Source organism: Macrococcus bovicus (assembly GCF_030376725.1).
Taxonomy (GTDB): Bacteria; Bacillota; Bacilli; order Staphylococcales; family Staphylococcaceae; genus Macrococcus; species Macrococcus bovicus.
Genome location: NZ_CP128470.1, coordinates 1,549,566 through 1,564,940, shown reverse-complemented (window position 1 = coordinate 1,564,940; position 15,375 = coordinate 1,549,566). Strand labels below are relative to the sequence as shown.

The window sequence follows — 15,375 nt, the reverse complement described above, 5'->3', positions numbered from 1 at the left end:
ACCATGGGGAAAAAAGGGTTACTGGTTATGGCATATGGCACGCCGTACAAAGAAGAGGACATTGAACCGTACTACACACATATCAGACGTGGACGTCGACCGTCTGAAGAAGCACTGCAGGATTTAAAAGACCGCTATCAGGCTATCGGTGGCATCTCACCTCTGGCGGGGATGACAGAACGTCAGGCAGAGGAACTGCGCGATGCGCTGAACAAGGAGACAGGCGATGATTACACACTGTATATCGGCCTCAAGCATATTGCACCTTTTATTGAAGATGCGGTTAAACAGATGGCTGATGATGGTGTCACTGAAGCGGTCACCATTGTCCTGGCGCCACATTATTCCAACTTCTCAGTCGGTTCTTATAATAAACGTGCGGCAGAAGAAGCAGAGAAATACGGCATCAAACTGCAGCATGTGACAGATTTCTATCGTCAGGAGAAGTTCATTCAGTACTGGACGGAACAGGTCAATACGACGCTCGACCGCATCACTGAACCTCACTGGCAGGAGACCGTGCTGATCGTCAGCGCGCATAGTCTGCCGGAGAAAATCAAGGCGGCAGGAGACCCGTATCCGGAGCAGATGGCTGAGACAGCAAAGCTTATCGCGGAACATTCCAACATCATCCATGTTGAACGTGGCTGGCAGTCAGAAGGGAATACACCGGATCCATGGCTTGGGCCTGATGTGCAGGATTTAACACGTGCACTGTATGAACAGCATGGCTATAAGAACTTCATCTATACACCGGTGGGCTTCGTCTGTGAACACTTAGAAGTGCTCTATGACAACGACGTAGAATGTAAAGTGATCTGTGATGAGCTGGGCGTCAATTACTACCGTCCTGAGATGCCGGGCACTCATCCTCTCTTTATCGGTACGATGGTTGACGAGATCAAGTCAGTATTAAAATCATAAGAAAAGAAGTGAATCGTAATGAAGAAAGTCGCAATCATTGGTGCAGGTATTACGGGACTGTCAGCAGCCTATTATCTGGAAGATGCAGAGATAGAAGTTTTAGAGCAGTCTGACCGTCCAGGTGGCAAGATTAAGACTTATCAGCGGGACGGCTATACGATAGAACTGGGACCTGAATCCTATCTCGCCCGCAAATCAATCATGACAGAACTCGCCACTGCCATCGGTCTAGGTGACGATATCGTGGCCAATCAGATCGGGCAGTCTTACATTTATGCGAAGAATCAGCTGTACCCGATGCCGGGCGGCTCCATTATGGGGATTCCAACAGAAATCAAGCCGTTTCTTGAGACACGCTTGCTGTCGCCCCTCGGTAAAGTACGCGCGGGTATGGATTACTTCATCAAGCCGGACAAGATGACGACTGATATCTCTGTCGGTGCTTTTTTCAGAAAACGTTTAGGCAACGAAGCGCTTGAGAATCTGATTGAGCCGTTATTATCAGGTATTTACGGTGCAGATATCGATAGACTCAGCTTGAAATCGACATTTCCTAACTTCAAGGAGCAGGAAGAGACGCACGGCAGTCTCATCAAGGGCATGCGTGACCAGAAGAAGAAAGCCCCTAAAAAAACTGAAACGACGGGTCAGTTCCGTCAGTTCAGAAACGGTCTTCAGAGCTTTATCGACCGTTTAGCAGAGACAGTGACTGACAAAGGAGCCAAGATCCGCTATAACAGTGAGGTGACAGCCGTTCAGCAGTCAGGAGACGGCTATCTGGTCACCGTAAACGGACAGGAAACGTATTATGACAGAGTGATTGTCACTGTGCCGCATACCGTTTTCAGCAAGTGGTTTGAAGATGCGCCCCTTCGTTATTTCAAGCATATGGAGACTACAAGTGTGGCGACTGTCGTCATGGCATTTGACGAATCACAGGTGAAGAATGAGGAGAATGGAACAGGCTTTGTCATCGCCCGTAATTCTGATACGGTGATCACTGCCTGTACATGGACAAGTAAGAAGTGGACACACTCAACACCGGCGGGCAAGGTCCTCTTACGGGCTTATGTCGGTCGCCCGGGTGATACAGTCGTCAAGGATCATGACGATGCAGAACTAGTGAAGCTGGCACGCCATGACCTGGACAAGATGATGGATATCAACGGTGAGCCGGAATTCACCATTGTGACACGTCTGATGAATAGTATGCCGCTGTATGAAGTGGGTCATATTGACCGCATTCATGCGATTCAGCGGTATATGAGAGAAACCTATCCTGGCCTGATACTGACCGGGGCTTCCTTTGAGGCAGTCGGCCTTCCAGACTGCATCGCTCAGGCGAAATCAGCAGCAGAAGAAATCAATAAAGACAATTACATTGCGTAATTGTCTTTATTTTGGTACTGTCAGAAAAAAGGAGGCTATCTTATGAAATTTATCAGCAACAATAACATTACGGATCCACGCATCAATCTGGCGATGGAGGAGTATATCCTGAACAATCTGACGAATGACTCCTATTTTCTGTTCTATGTCAATGAACCATCCATCATCATCGGCAAGAATCAGAATACTTATGCAGAAGTCAACCAGAAGTACGTTGATGAACATCATATCCATATCGTCAGACGTATCTCAGGCGGCGGCGCTGTCTATCATGATCTGGGAAACCTGAACTTCAGCTTTGTGACGCATGCTGATGAGGATAGCTTCCATAACTTCAAGAAATTCACGATGCCGATTGTGGAAGCACTCAATGAGATGGGTGTGAAAGCAGAGCTGTCCGGCCGTAATGATCTGCAGGTCGGCAGCCGTAAGATCTCCGGCAATGCGATGTTCCAGGCCAAAGACCGCATGTTCTCACACGGCACGCTGATGCTGGACAGCAACATTGATGAAGTTGTCAGAAGTCTGTCAGTGAGTGAAGAGAAGCTGATTACAAAGGGCATCCGTTCCATTCGCTCACGCGTCGCGAACATCACAGAGTTTCTGGATGAACCCATTTCTATGGAAGCGTTCAAGGAACGACTGCTGAACCATATCTTTGAAGGCAATGTTGAGGAATATGTCTTATCTGAAGAGGACTGGCAGGCCATTCACCAGCTAAGCCGTGAGAAGTATCAGACATTTGAATGGAACTACGGCAAGAATCCCGCTTACAACTATGAATCCAAGCAGAAATTCCCGGGCGGACTGGTCGACCTGAAATTAAATGTGAAAAAAGGGCTGATCACTGAAGCCAGAATATTCGGCGACTTCTTTGGAGTAGGGGAAATCAAGGAAATAGAAAATAGATTGGTCGGTGTCCCGCATCAGACACAGGCCGTGGCACAGGCAATTGCAGATATTGATTTCGCTCATTACTTCGGGCGCGTGGAACGAGAGGAATTTCTCAGCCTGCTGGCATAAAAAAATAAGAGGTTAATCACATAGTGGTTAATCTCTTATTTTTATTCACGATGATTAGTAGACATCTATATAGCCTCCAGCTTTTTCAGCGCTGTCGTATATAACAGGAAATCCTGTTCATTATGGTTAAGGAGGGATTCTTCAATCAACTGCTGGTATTCCCTTTTCTGATTCTCGCGCATCGCATCTTCAATCAGCAGCTCAATATATAGATTGTTTAAATTGCCGATAAACATCTCAAGACCGTTTTGATTTAACTGTTGCATAGTGAACGCCTCCTTTTGAATAATTGTTCCCATTATAACTGAAAATCAAACTCGTTACAAGAATATTCTGAAAATTAAATGAGGAAATATATCATTTTTGACAATAAAGTAAAAATTGTAAATTAAACATATTTTAAGGTAATTTATAATGAAAATGAGTATAATTGACTAAAAACCCCTGGAGGACTAAATGGCGACTTTTCGATATATTATCAGAGAGACAACGATGTACATCAAACCGATTATTGAAGGTCATAAACTGAAATCAGAGATTAAGGAATACGGGAAAAACCCTGTAGTGATTGACCAGAAACCTCTGACGATCATAGAACAGTCCTGCCATTTCTATAACACGACATATGTCGCAAGGAAAGAGACGACGCGTATCATCGCAGATATCTGCCATAAGCCACCGATTGTCATCAAGCCGGAGACCTCCACCTATTTCTTTCCGAGCCATAGTGACCGTGTCGCTGAGGGCTACTGGTTCAACCTGCTGCTGATCAACTCCTACGGTAAGGGAAAATTCAACGATACACGGATCACCTTTGATGACGGCAGTGAGATGGTCTTTCCGGTCAGCCATCACATCATCAATACCCAGTATCTGCACACGTTGAAGCTTGAATATTGTCTGCGTACCAAATCACTGAAAAACGATAAGCTGAAGAGTGAAATTGACTATAAGAAAGCGAATATGAATATCTACGAAGTCCTCGCCATGTATGCGCTCTTGGATCAGCAGGTGTAAATCTTCCATAAAAAAATTTACTAAAAGCCTTGTAAAAAAAGCTGTAATTGTTATAATAATATTTGTCTTAAAAATTAATCCACAGTAGCTCAGTGGTAGAGCTATCGGCTGTTAACCGATCGGTCGTAGGTTCGAGTCCTACCTGTGGAGCCATGGAGTAGTACTCAAGTGGCTGAAGAGGCGCCCCTGCTAAGGGTGTAGGTCGGGTAACCGGCGCGAGAGTTCAAATCTCTCCTACTCCGTTATAAAACCATCACGTCTGTGATGGTTTTTTTGTGTCTATTTATTTAAATCACACTTAAGAATATGAAGGCCAGTAAAAGTTTGTGATATAATGAACATAACAAATGGAAGGGACTGATACGATGAAAATAGCAGTAGCAGGCGCAGGTGCAATGGGCAGCAGAGTGGGATTATATTTGACGCAGGCAGGTCAGGATGTGGTACTTCTGGATGACTGGCAGACGCATATTGATGCGGTGACGGCGCATGGTCTGAAAGTCCATACCCTAGGAGAAACAGAATATCATCCTGTGTCGATCAGAAGCTTTAAAGACTATAGTATGCCGGTGGACCTGGTGATTGTGCTGACTAAAGCGATGGCCGCTGAAGAGAAGATCAAGCAGCTGATGGCACAAGGGGTCATCACGGCAGAGACGAATGTCATGTCGATGATGAATGGTCTCGGTCACGGGGACCTGCTCAGAAAATATATAGCCGATGACAAAATACTGCTCGCTGTGACGATGTGGTCTGCAGGCTTCAATGGACCCGGCGAAGTGACGCTGGAAGGGACAGGCAATATTGAATTCGGTCGCATGGACGGCACAGTAGATGATTTTGTCAAGGAACTGAATGCCATCTTTAACGAAGCACAACTGAATGGCAGGATCAGTGAAGACGTCGTCACGAGCATCTGGAATAAGGCGCTGGTCAACTGCTGCTTCAATACGTATTGTGCAGTGACAGATAAGAGAATCGGGGAGTTCGGCGCCTATCCACATGCTGATGATATGCTGGTTCCGCTAATGAAAGAAATCATTGCAGTCGGTGAACGAAAAGGGGCGCGACTTGATTTCGACGCGACTCTGAATAAATTTCATGCCATGTACAGTCCGGAGGTAGTGGGGCTGCACTATCCTTCCATGCATCAGGATATTCAGAACGGCCGAAAGACAGAGGTAGACTTTCTGACAGGCCGGGTGGCAAAGTATGGCCGTGAGTTCGGTATCCCAACGCCGTACTGCGATATTTTAACGCATCTTGTTCACCAGATTGAAAAATAAAGGAAATCATAGACAGGGAATGCCGGCAGAATTCCCTGTTTTTTGATTGATGTTCAATTTATTGTTGACGTCTTTACAATTTCTTTATATACTTAAAAAGTCCTTTCAAAACGGCGCAGCAATAACGTTTAACTATTTACACTTTTTAATAATTGACTCGTAAATACAGTAAATGATATATTAGCTGAGTAACATTTTTTATTGACGCGGGATGGAGCAGTCTGGTAGCTCGTCGGGCTCATAACCCGAAGGTCGGTGGTTCAAATCCGCCTCCCGCAATTATAAGTGGTCCCGTGGTGTAGCGGTTAACATGCCTGCCTGTCACGCAGGAGATCGCGGGTTCGATTCCCGTCGGGACCGCCATTGTATGGCTCAGTAGCTCAGTCGGTAGAGCAATGGATTGAAAATCCATGTGTCGGCGGTTCGATTCCGTCCTGAGCCACCATTTCTGGCGATTGTGGCGAAGTGGTTAACGCATCGGATTGTGGTTCCGACATTCGTGGGTTCGATTCCCATCAGTCGCCCTTTGTTTATGCGGGTGTAGTTAAATGGTATAACCTCAGCCTTCCAAGCTGATGTCGTCGGTTCGATTCCGATCACCCGCTCCATTATGATTCCACAGTAGCTCAGTGGTAGAGCTATCGGCTGTTAACCGATCGGTCGTAGGTTCGAGTCCTACCTGTGGAGCCAGGCCCCTTGGTCAAGCGGTTAAGACACCGCCCTTTCACGGCGGTAACACGGGTTCGAATCCCGTAGGGGTCATATATCAGAGGTGAAATATCGCTTCTGATTTTTTTTATGGAGGGTTGTCCGAGCTGGCCGAAGGAGCACGCCTGGAAAGTGTGTAAACGTCACAAGCGTTTCGAGGGTTCGAATCCCTTGCCCTCCGTTACCAAAGCCTTTAATTTAAAAGGCTTTTTTATTTTACATAGAAATTTTTGGGGTTTGTAGCTATAATAAGTATAATTCTTGAACAAGATTGGTGTATGATATGAAAAAAAAGAAAATGACAATACGTCAGGCGCTGGAACAGCTTGATTACCCTTTGACTTATAAAAAATTCTCCAAAACCTTCAAAAAAATCAAAAAGAACGAACGCCGTTTCTTTATCAAGCTTTTAAAAGTGTACTGTTCAGAGATAAAGAATCATGAACTCGTCTATCTCGCTTCAGCCAGTCAGCTGAACCTGAACCAGAAAGGGCTGGTTATTGTGCTGGCAGACCGTCTGATGCTGATACATAGCAAAGAGCGCGCTAAAATCATTCATTTTGACGAAATTGAATTCAACAAAATTGCGCAAGTGGATTTTGAGCGGATGGACGAAAGTGACAATGATATATATGGCTCATTGTTCCTGAAAGTGGCCCGTAAGAATATGGGGACTAAAAATTACAATGTCCGCGGCATCCTTAAAGAGGATTTGCCTAAGCTGACTGAATTCATTAAAATGAAGAAGTCATAACATTTAGGAGGCGGAATCATGAAGGAATATAAGATGAATATTGATAAACTTGTGCAGTATGCAGAACTGAAAGCAGGTCAGTTCGGTGTTGATTACCGTGAACATCATGAAGAAGATGAAGTGAAAGAAGTCGCACCAAAAGCAATCACTGCACGCGGAACGTCAGTGATCCTGGACTATGATGCAAAATCCTATGAAATTGATTTGACGCAGTCCGGCCTTAAAGGAGAAGTGACAGCTGAAGATGCACAGGCTGTTGCGGACCGCATGACTGAATTTTACCGTTTCAGCTAAGCAAAAAGACCGAATCCATGGATTCGGTCTTTTTTATATACCTGTAATAGCGGATAAGTAGATGCCGATAGCCAGCAGGAAGCCGAAGACAGTGTTGAACTGTCCGGTCACTTTCATGGCTGGCATCAGTTCGATCGGCTGATCGCCTTTGAAGAAACGTCTGACTGCTTTGACCGGCAGGTTCACGCTCAGGAAGACAATGAGCAGGAAGAGAGAACCATAATCTTTCGTGAAGGTCACATAAAGAATAATGATAAAGCTGAGCGCATACAGGATGGCCATAGTGATAATGGCGATATTTTTTCCGACCAGAATGACAAAGGTCTTGCGGCCGCTGATCTTGTCTTTCACCCGGTCGCGGATATTGTTGGCCATATTGATCATACCGATATTGATGGAGACCGGAATGCTCAGTACGGCCGGATAGACGCTTAAATGACCGGTATGAATATAGAACGTGATCATGATGATCACAAAGCCCATAAAGAAGCCTGCAAAGATTTCGCCGAAAGGTGTCCAGGAGATAGGCACGGGGCCGCCCGTATAGAAGTAGCCCACTGCCATGCAGACGATGCCGACGAGCAGGATCAGCCATGATGACTGCGAGCAAATATAAAGGCCGAGAATCGCTGCGATAATATAGAAAGCGACCGCCAGGTTATAGACGGATTTTGGCGACATGCCGTTACGGACGATGGCCCCGCCGATGCCGACGGACGTATGATCGTCCAGTCCGCGTTTATAGTCGAAATATTCATTGAACATATTCGTTGCCGCCTGGATCAGCAGGCAGGCGATCAGCATGACAATGAGCAGGTCGAAACGGACATCACCGAACACTTTTGCTGCCGCTGTACCGACCAGCACCGGTACAAATGAAGCGGTCAGGGTATGGGGTCGCATCAGATGATAATATTTTTTGAAACCTGTGTGTGTAGCAAGATGTTCTGACATTTTTAAGCTCCTATTCCTTCATATCTGCTTAAATTTTATGCTTTATTGAAATCTTAGTCAATGCAGGAGCGAGAATCCTACGCAGAAGACTTAAAAATGGTAAAATAGATAGGACTAAAAAGAATTTGAAAGAAGCTGAATGTATGTCGACAGGAAATATTCAAATTAAAGAGCAGGCAGGCGCCTATGAATCACCCGCTGAACTGTTCAAGGCCGCTGCCCGCTATAAGGGTGAGCGTTATTTCTATATGAATAAAGATAAAAGTGAATGGCTGATCGGTCTTGGACATGCTTATATCATTAAGGATGAGAGCCGTAATCCCGAGCTGATTACAGAGCAGTTCCAGGCACTGCTTGATCAAGCGGAACAACCGCATCATATCCGTCTCTTCGGCGGCTTTCAGTTTGATGCCGGAGACAGTTCCTTATTTGATGCGTTCGGGCATAGTCATTTCATCTGGCCGAAGATCCAGATACGCTGCCAGCATAATCAGCTGACATACACTTATACAGATATGACCGATGAGGAAATCTTAAACTGGCGTTCAGACGACGAGGTCAAAGCACCAGTCGTGCAGTCTGTCGCCAACCTGAATGAAGGGCAGTTCCTGCACAACGTTGCGACAGCCGTTGAAGCGATGAAAGCCGAGCAGTTTGATAAGGTCGTCTTATCCAGACAGAAGAAAGTGGTCATGGATGCACCGGTGGATAGTGCATGGCTGATAGAGCGCGGACTGCAGAATGAGGAATACAGCTATTTTCTGTTGCTGGAAGAACAGGAAAGTACATTTGTCTCACGTACCCCTGAGCAGCTGGTCAAAGTCGAGGATCATCAGCTGTCGACGAATGCAATCGCCGGCACGATGGCAAGAGAGGGTGACCAGGCCGCACAGAAATTAATGAATGACCCTAAGAATCGAGTGGAGCATGATATTGTCGTCAGAAGTATCACTGCAGATATTGAGCCCTTCACGTCCCGCATGAATATACCTGATGCGCCTGAAATCATGACGAACCGCTTCGTCTATCATCTTTATACACCGATTACGGCACAGCTGGAAAAAGGGAATGTGCTGAGCATCAGTCATGCCCTGCATCCGACGCCGGCACTCGGCGGCTTTCCGAAAGAGGCGGCAGCGACATTTATCGAACAGGCAGAAGGTGACCGCGGCTTCTACGGTGCGCCGATGGGATATGTGACAGCTGATGGCGAGGGTGAATTTGTTGTCGCTATCCGCTCGATGCTTATTAAGGAAAATATCGCCGTGCTCTTTGCAGGGTGCGGTGTAGTAGAAGACAGTGTACCAGAAGCTGAATTCGATGAGACCGAAACTAAATTCAAGCCGATGCTGCAGCTTTTAGGAGTGACAGAATGAAAAATGAAGCATTAACCAGACAAGTCTATCAACTGATTAAACGACTCTATGATTACGGCGTGCGAGAAGTCGTGATCTCGCCGGGCTCACGCTCAACGCCGCTTGCTATGGCCAGCGAAGTGCATCCTGAGCTGAAGACCTATATTCATCCGGATGAAAGAAGTGCGGCATTCTTTGCGCTCGGTCTGATCAAGGCGACAGAACGCCCTGTAGCGGTCATCTGTACATCCGGGACAGCAGCGAGTAACTTCACGCCTGCCGTTACGGAAGCCTATATCAGTCAGCTGCCCCTTGTCGTGCTGACGGGTGACCGCCCGCATGAACTGAGAAATGTCGGCGCGCCGCAAGCAGTCGATCAAGTCAGAATGTATTCGAATTTCGTCAAGTTTGAAATCGATTTTCCGCTGGCGGATCTCTACGATGCGCCCCATGACCTGATTGAAGCCACGATGCTGCAGGCATCACATCACTTTGAAGGTGCAGACAGAGGGCCGGTCCATTTCAATGTGCCGTTCCGTGAACCGCTGATTCCGGACTTGACGGCAGCCGAACTGCTGACCCCTGAACCGGTGGCTGTCTTTGAGGAGGAACGGACAGTGGACTTAAGTGCGCTTGGACCGCTGCTGGAAGCGGGTAACGGTGTCATGGTTGTCGGTGACTGTCAGCATCAGAAGCTTGACCATGTGCTTGAAGCGGCTGAACAGTTCAAGCTGCCGGTTCTTGCCGATGTGCTGAGCCAGCTTAGAGGACTGGATCATCCTCATCTCGTCCGGACGGCGGATACGCTGTTTAAAAGTCAGCAGACGATCAGACCGGGTTTCATCATCCGTGTCGGAAAACCGGTCGTCTCCAAGCAGCTCAATCAGTGGCTGACGAAGCAGACGTGTCCGCAGATACTCGTGCAGGAGAAAAGCGAACCCGATACCTTTCCGGTCGTGCCGCACTATCACTTCAATATGCAGCCCGCCGCCTTCTTTAAATCCATGCTTAAGCTTGAAGCAGAGGTCAAGCATGACCTGGTCAGCGTCTTCCAGCGGCTCGAGCACGCTTTGTCTGACGTCATTGAGTCGCATATCCGTACAGTCACAGATGAAGGAACCGCTGTGGCTAAGCTGCTGCAACAGATTCCGGAAGATGAAGTTATTTTCTTCGGTAACAGTATGCCGATCCGGGACGGCGATACCTTTATGCAGCGCGGCCGTGCTTATTGTAACCGGGGCGCTAACGGTATAGACGGTGTGGTCTCAACCGCGCTCGGTATGGCGGCGCACGAGACAGTCAATCTCTTTATCGGCGATATATCGCTCTATCATGATATGAACGGCCTGATCATGCATAAGCTTGAACAGTCTGATATACGCGTCATCGTGCTGAATAATGATGGAGGCGGTATCTTCAGTTACCTGCCGCAGCGTGAAGAAGAGGCGTTGTTTGAACGGTTATATGGCACGCCGCTCGGACTTGATTTCAGCCATGTCGCTGCTTTATATGATCTGGAATATCGTCTGGCGGATGAGGACATGAAGTTGCCGGAAGAAACGCATGTGCTCTACGAAGTCAGAACAGACCGCACGGCCAACTACGAGGCGCATCAGGCGCTGTATCAAGCAGCACAGGCGGCCCTCAATGCATAGTCACTGGACAAAAGGTGGACATGAGACGCTGCTGGTGATGCTGCACGGCTTTATGAGCGACAGCCGTACTTATACAGAAGCTGTTCGCCGTCTGCAGGGTCAGACAGATATTTTAAGGATGGATCTGCCGGGGCACGGCGCTGACCGGAGTGATAGAGCTGAGACATGGTCCTTTGACTGGATTGCAGATCAGCTGCATGAGGTCATCAGTCACGCCGGCTATCAGCGCGTGATGCTATATGGCTATTCCATGGGGGGACGGATTGCCCTTTACTATGCCCTGAAATATCCTGTCCAGGGCCTCATTCTGGAAAGCGCGTCACCTGGACTTCAGAACGCTGCTGACCGGGCGGAACGGAGACGGCTCGACCAGACGCGTGGCGAGCGTCTCACCGAGGATTATGAGCAGTTCGTGCCGTACTGGGAGCGTCTGCCGCTCTTTAAGACGGCCGCGCCGCTGAATGAAGACAGCCGCCGGAAACTGAGCGCCATCAGAAGGAGTCAGACGCCGGCAGCTCTGCAAAAAGCCCTCACTGACTACGGCACGGGCAGTCAGCCGGACTTATGGCCGGCACTCTCGAAACTCAATGGTCCGGTGCTGCTGTTGACGGGGACACTTGACGACAAATTCAGAACCATCAATAGGGAGATGACACAGCGTATCAAAGACAGCCGGCACATCGAAGTGACGGCGGGTCATTCAATTCATGTGGAACATCCCGAAATTTTTGATACAATAGTATTAGAATTCATGAAGGAGGCATATCATGTCTAGAGTCTGGGAAACAGTCAAAGAATACAAAGAAATTAAATATGAATATTTCGAGGGTATCGGTAAGATCACGATCAACCGTCCGCACGTCCGTAACGCATTCACACCGAACACAGTAATGGAAATGATCGATGCATTTTCACGTGCACGCGATGATCAGCGTATCGGTGTCATCATCTTGACAGGAGAAGGCGATCTGGCATTCTGTTCAGGTGGTGACCAGAAAGTCCGCGGCCACGGCGGTTACGTAGGTGACGATAACATTCCACGTCTAAATGTTCTTGACTTACAGCGTTTAATTCGTGTCATCCCTAAACCGGTCATCGCGATGGTTCGTGGTTATGCCATCGGTGGCGGCCATGTGCTGCATGTCGTCTGTGACTTAACTATCGCTGCTGACAATGCACGCTTCGGTCAGACAGGTCCTAAAGTCGGCTCATTTGATGCAGGTTACGGTTCAGGTTACCTGGCACGCATCGTCGGTCATAAAAAAGCACGTGAAATCTGGTATTTATGCCGTCAGTACAATGCACAGGAAGCACTGGAGATGGGTCTGGTCAATACAGTGGTGCCGTTAGCTGATATCGAAGATGAGACAGTGAAATGGTGTAAAGAGATCCTGCAGCATTCACCGACAGCGCTCCGTTTCCTGAAAGCTGCCATGAATGCAGATACGGACGGCTTAGCAGGTCTGCAGCAATTTGCAGGTGATGCTACATTACTTTACTACACTTCAGATGAAGCGAAAGAAGGCCGTGACGCATTCAAGGAGAAACGTCAGCCGGACTTCGATCAGTTCCCTAAATTCCCATAAGTTCTATTTTACGCGTCTGCTTTCAAAGCATGCGCGTATTTTAAAGTAAAAGGAGAGTCGGTCAGTGCAACATAATTTAGTTAAACAAGCAGCAGAACGTCCGGACCACATTGCAGTAAAGTTCAATGAGAGCACACTGACCTTTGCCGAATTATATGAACAGGCAAGCGCTGTGAAAGATCAGCTGCTTGAAATGGAGCTGCCCGGTCGAATCGCAGTGCAGCCGGCCAATCAGCTGACTTCCGTCATTATCATGCACGCGATTGTGCTCGCGCATATAGAGATGGTGCTGATCAATACGCATCTGACAGAATCGGAAGTTAAGCGGCAGCTGGATTCTATCGGAGTCGATATTATCATTACCGATAACAACTATACCTCCCTGAGCTGTATCATGCCGGAGACGTTATTCAAAGGGACGCCAGAACCCTCGGCAGCTACGACTTATCAGCCGGAGGATATCATGTCCATTATGTTCACCTCTGGCACGACCGGGGTCCAGAAAGCGGTGCCGCATACGTTCAGAAACCATGTCGCGAGTGCGGAACGCTGTAAGGTCAGTTTCCCGTTCGACAGTGAGACGAAATGGCTGCTCGCATTGCCGCTCTATCATATTTCAGGGCTCAGTGTACTGGTCAGAAGCGTCATGGACGGCTTTACAGTGGTGCTGTTTGATAAATTTGATGCAGCGGCCATCAACCAGGCAATAGCAGAAGATGACATCACCCATATCTCACTTGTCCCGCAGACCCTGGAGTGGCTGCTGGAGGCGGGGCTCGAGCGGCACAAACTTGAAGGGCTGCTGATCGGCGGAGCCAAGCTCGATGACCGCACGCTGCAGGAAAGTCTGAAGCGCAATCTGCCGGTCTATACTTCATTCGGCATGACGGAAACCGCGTCACAGTTTATCACCGCTTCGCCTGATGATATGCTGAATCATCCGAATTCAGTCGGCCCTGTGAATGACGATATCAAAGTCGCTGCACCACTGAACGGCGCAGGAGAGATTCTGGTGCGCGGTGACAATGTGATGAACGGCTACCTTTACCCTGAAGGGGCGAATGCCACAGCCTTCAGCGGGGATTATTTTATGACGGGCGATGTCGGCCGGATTAAAAACGGCTACCTCTATGTGCTTGACCGCCGGAAAGACCTGATCATTTCAGGCGGGGAAAATATTTATCCGAGTGAAATTGAGCAGCTGCTGCTGAGTATCCCTGATATCAGTGCATGCTCAGTCGTCGGTATTCCGGATGCAAAATGGGGCGAAGTGCCGGCACTGGTCTATGAAAGTGACAGCGACCTGGACGCTAAAATTACTGAGACGCTTGAACAGATCGCCAAATATAAACGGCCGGTCCTGTATAAGCGGACCACGCAGCTGCAACGTACAGGTAACGGCAAGATTTCCAGACATCGCGTCAAGGAATGGCTGCTCGATGAAATTCAGTAATCTGCAGTGCTACACCTATGAAGCCCCCTTCAAGCATCCGATTAAGACGGTGAAAGCAGACCTTGAGACGAGAAAAGTGCTGGTGATCTCACTTGAGGTGGCAGGTCACACTTACTATGCAGAATCCAATGCCTTTGAGACGGACTGGTATCACGTTGAGACGATTGAGACGGTTTATCAGTCTGTACATGCTATCTATGAAGAGATTAACGACATCGAATGGCAGGATTACGCTCAACTCGGGGCATTACTGGCACCGTTTCGCCGTACCCCTCATGCGATGGCGCTCTTTGACTATATCGGCTGGCAGAGTCTGAATGAGCGGGCAGCGGTAACGGTGCCGCTCGGCTACACGCTGCATAGCGGGCAGCATATCAAGCCGCAGAACCGGGTGAAGATCAAGTGGAGCGAACATGTCGTGGAACGGGTGAAGGAAATAAGGGCGCAGTATCCAGAAATCCGGATTGCTATTGATGCAAATGGCAGTCTGGGCGAGGAGGACTTACCCACACTTGAAGCCTTAATGACATACGACATCGATTATTTTGAGGAGCCGTTCAGCGACTTCAGCCTCTACGCTGCCAACCGGCATCTGCCGCTTGCGATAGATGAATCAGCATCCAGTATTGAGGCAATCATCAGATACTACGGGGCAGGCGTCAGAATCATCGTCGCGAAATATGCACGGTTCGGCGGCGGCTATCCGCTCCTCGCCATTAAAGAAGCGATACCCGATTTACGAGTGATAGTCGGCGGCATGTATGAATACGGCCTCAGTAAGTACTTCACAGCGCTATTAGCGAGTGAGTTCAAGACCATTCCGGACGTCACACCGCGGGGTACCTATTTTGCAGAGGACTATGCCCACTACGAGGAACAGGTGGAGAACGGCAGACTGACGATGACATTTCCGGTAGTAGATATGAATCAATTAGAAGAACTGACATGAAAATGTGAGTTCTTTTTTATTTTGTAAT

The 15,375-nt window shown here is 48.1% G+C and carries 15 protein-coding genes and 10 tRNA genes; 23 read left to right on the top strand and 2 right to left on the bottom strand.

What is annotated here, in order from left to right; translation table 11 throughout:
* The first annotated feature begins 3 nt into the window (after positions 1-3).
* The 3 genes from hemH to QSV55_RS08555 are packed head-to-tail and all read left to right on the top strand — an operon-like array spanning position 4 to position 3,336.
* Positions 4-924 (top strand): ferrochelatase, encoded by a 921-nt coding sequence (hemH, locus tag QSV55_RS08565; RefSeq protein WP_289649890.1) that lies wholly within the window; start codon positions 4-6, stop codon positions 922-924.
* A gap of 18 nt (positions 925-942) precedes the next feature.
* The gene (gene hemY / locus QSV55_RS08560; protein WP_289649889.1) at positions 943-2,313 is read left to right on the top strand and encodes a protoporphyrinogen oxidase; all 1,371 of its coding nucleotides are present in this window, start codon (positions 943-945) and stop codon (positions 2,311-2,313) included.
* Between the two features lie 42 nt (positions 2,314-2,355).
* On the top strand, positions 2,356-3,336 hold the full coding sequence (locus QSV55_RS08555; RefSeq protein ID WP_133451565.1) for a lipoate--protein ligase: 981 nt from the start codon (positions 2,356-2,358) through the stop codon (positions 3,334-3,336).
* Positions 3,337-3,401: 65 nt separating this feature from the next.
* Here the strand turns inward: QSV55_RS08555 and QSV55_RS08550 are convergent, their stop codons facing one another.
* Entirely contained in the window at positions 3,402-3,602 is a 201-nt protein-coding gene (locus tag QSV55_RS08550) for a hypothetical protein (protein ID WP_133451566.1), read from the bottom strand.
* Between the two features lie 190 nt (positions 3,603-3,792).
* On the opposite strand from QSV55_RS08550, the gene QSV55_RS08545 reads away from it, so the two are divergent.
* The 14 genes from QSV55_RS08545 (at position 3,793) to QSV55_RS08480 (ending at position 7,395) form a co-directional block, all read left to right on the top strand.
* Positions 3,793-4,353 (top strand): competence protein ComK, encoded by a 561-nt coding sequence (locus QSV55_RS08545; RefSeq protein WP_289649888.1) that lies wholly within the window; start codon positions 3,793-3,795, stop codon positions 4,351-4,353.
* 78 nt (positions 4,354-4,431) lie between these two features.
* Positions 4,432-4,506: transfer RNA gene (locus QSV55_RS08540), tRNA-Asn, on the top strand.
* Between the two features lies 1 nt (position 4,507).
* Positions 4,508-4,595: transfer RNA gene (locus QSV55_RS08535), tRNA-Ser, on the top strand.
* A 123-nt stretch (positions 4,596-4,718) separates the two neighbouring features.
* Positions 4,719-5,639: a ketopantoate reductase family protein gene (locus QSV55_RS08530; protein ID WP_289649887.1), complete on the top strand. Its 921-nt coding sequence runs from the start codon at positions 4,719-4,721 to the stop codon at positions 5,637-5,639.
* 205 nt (positions 5,640-5,844) lie between these two features.
* Positions 5,845-5,918 (top strand) — tRNA-Met (locus QSV55_RS08525).
* Between the two features lie 8 nt (positions 5,919-5,926).
* A tRNA-Asp gene (locus tag QSV55_RS08520) sits at positions 5,927-6,002 on the top strand.
* A gap of 6 nt (positions 6,003-6,008) precedes the next feature.
* A tRNA-Phe gene (locus QSV55_RS08515) sits at positions 6,009-6,084 on the top strand.
* A 6-nt stretch (positions 6,085-6,090) separates the two neighbouring features.
* Positions 6,091-6,163 (top strand) — tRNA-His (locus QSV55_RS08510).
* Between the two features lie 10 nt (positions 6,164-6,173).
* Positions 6,174-6,247, top strand: a tRNA-Gly gene (locus QSV55_RS08505).
* A gap of 7 nt (positions 6,248-6,254) precedes the next feature.
* Positions 6,255-6,329 (top strand) — tRNA-Asn (locus tag QSV55_RS08500).
* Positions 6,330-6,401, top strand: a tRNA-Glu gene (locus tag QSV55_RS08495).
* A 38-nt stretch (positions 6,402-6,439) separates the two neighbouring features.
* Positions 6,440-6,528: transfer RNA gene (locus QSV55_RS08490), tRNA-Ser, on the top strand.
* Between the two features lie 102 nt (positions 6,529-6,630).
* Positions 6,631-7,101: a PH domain-containing protein gene (locus tag QSV55_RS08485; protein WP_289649886.1), complete on the top strand. Its 471-nt coding sequence runs from the start codon at positions 6,631-6,633 to the stop codon at positions 7,099-7,101.
* Positions 7,102-7,119: 18 nt separating this feature from the next.
* Entirely contained in the window at positions 7,120-7,395 is a 276-nt protein-coding gene (locus QSV55_RS08480) for a hypothetical protein (RefSeq protein ID WP_289649885.1), read from the top strand.
* A gap of 33 nt (positions 7,396-7,428) precedes the next feature.
* Here the strand turns inward: QSV55_RS08480 and QSV55_RS08475 are convergent, their stop codons facing one another.
* Positions 7,429-8,349 carry a 1,4-dihydroxy-2-naphthoate polyprenyltransferase gene (locus tag QSV55_RS08475; RefSeq protein WP_289649884.1) on the bottom strand — a complete coding sequence of 307 codons (921 nt, stop codon included), beginning with the start codon at positions 8,347-8,349 and terminating at the stop codon, positions 7,429-7,431.
* Positions 8,350-8,492: 143 nt separating this feature from the next.
* Here QSV55_RS08475 and QSV55_RS08470 point away from each other — a divergent pair, with 143 nt between their 5' ends.
* From QSV55_RS08470 to QSV55_RS08445, 6 genes are all read left to right on the top strand, one after another.
* Entirely contained in the window at positions 8,493-9,725 is a 1,233-nt protein-coding gene (locus QSV55_RS08470; RefSeq protein WP_289649883.1) for an isochorismate synthase, read from the top strand.
* Positions 9,722-11,359 (top strand): 2-succinyl-5-enolpyruvyl-6-hydroxy-3-cyclohexene-1-carboxylic-acid synthase, encoded by a 1,638-nt coding sequence (gene menD / locus QSV55_RS08465; protein WP_289649882.1) that lies wholly within the window; start codon positions 9,722-9,724, stop codon positions 11,357-11,359. The genes QSV55_RS08470 and menD overlap by 4 nt, the downstream gene beginning before the upstream one ends.
* Positions 11,352-12,134 (top strand): 2-succinyl-6-hydroxy-2,4-cyclohexadiene-1-carboxylate synthase, encoded by a 783-nt coding sequence (gene menH / locus QSV55_RS08460; protein ID WP_289649881.1) that lies wholly within the window; start codon positions 11,352-11,354, stop codon positions 12,132-12,134. Before menD ends, menH begins: the two co-directional genes overlap by 8 nt.
* On the top strand, positions 12,124-12,945 hold the full coding sequence (gene menB, locus QSV55_RS08455; protein ID WP_208001507.1) for a 1,4-dihydroxy-2-naphthoyl-CoA synthase: 822 nt from the start codon (positions 12,124-12,126) through the stop codon (positions 12,943-12,945). The genes menH and menB overlap by 11 nt, the downstream gene beginning before the upstream one ends.
* Positions 12,946-13,009: 64 nt before the next feature.
* Positions 13,010-14,398 (top strand): o-succinylbenzoate--CoA ligase, encoded by a 1,389-nt coding sequence (menE, locus tag QSV55_RS08450; RefSeq protein WP_289649880.1) that lies wholly within the window; start codon positions 13,010-13,012, stop codon positions 14,396-14,398.
* Positions 14,385-15,347 (top strand): enolase C-terminal domain-like protein, encoded by a 963-nt coding sequence (locus QSV55_RS08445; protein WP_289649879.1) that lies wholly within the window; start codon positions 14,385-14,387, stop codon positions 15,345-15,347. The genes menE and QSV55_RS08445 overlap by 14 nt, the downstream gene beginning before the upstream one ends.
* The last annotated feature ends 28 nt before the right edge of the window (positions 15,348-15,375 follow it).

Excerpts from the sequence above, each read along its gene's own strand:
- hemH (WP_289649890.1), top strand. The coding sequence starts at position 4 with ATGGGGAAAAAAGGGTTACTGGTTATGGCATATGGCACGCCGTACAAA.
- hemY (WP_289649889.1), top strand. The coding sequence starts at position 943 with ATGAAGAAAGTCGCAATCATTGGTGCAGGTATTACGGGACTGTCAGCA.
- QSV55_RS08555 (WP_133451565.1), top strand. The coding sequence starts at position 2,356 with ATGAAATTTATCAGCAACAATAACATTACGGATCCACGCATCAATCTG.
- QSV55_RS08550 (WP_133451566.1), bottom strand. The coding sequence starts at position 3,602 with ATGCAACAGTTAAATCAAAACGGTCTTGAGATGTTTATCGGCAATTTA.
- QSV55_RS08545 (WP_289649888.1), top strand. The coding sequence starts at position 3,793 with ATGGCGACTTTTCGATATATTATCAGAGAGACAACGATGTACATCAAA.
- QSV55_RS08530 (WP_289649887.1), top strand. The coding sequence starts at position 4,719 with ATGAAAATAGCAGTAGCAGGCGCAGGTGCAATGGGCAGCAGAGTGGGA.
- QSV55_RS08485 (WP_289649886.1), top strand. The coding sequence starts at position 6,631 with ATGAAAAAAAAGAAAATGACAATACGTCAGGCGCTGGAACAGCTTGAT.
- QSV55_RS08480 (WP_289649885.1), top strand. The coding sequence starts at position 7,120 with ATGAAGGAATATAAGATGAATATTGATAAACTTGTGCAGTATGCAGAA.
- QSV55_RS08475 (WP_289649884.1), bottom strand. The coding sequence starts at position 8,349 with ATGTCAGAACATCTTGCTACACACACAGGTTTCAAAAAATATTATCAT.
- QSV55_RS08470 (WP_289649883.1), top strand. The coding sequence starts at position 8,493 with ATGTCGACAGGAAATATTCAAATTAAAGAGCAGGCAGGCGCCTATGAA.
- menD (WP_289649882.1), top strand. The coding sequence starts at position 9,722 with ATGAAAAATGAAGCATTAACCAGACAAGTCTATCAACTGATTAAACGA.
- menH (WP_289649881.1), top strand. The coding sequence starts at position 11,352 with ATGCATAGTCACTGGACAAAAGGTGGACATGAGACGCTGCTGGTGATG.
- QSV55_RS08445 (WP_289649879.1), top strand. The coding sequence starts at position 14,385 with ATGAAATTCAGTAATCTGCAGTGCTACACCTATGAAGCCCCCTTCAAG.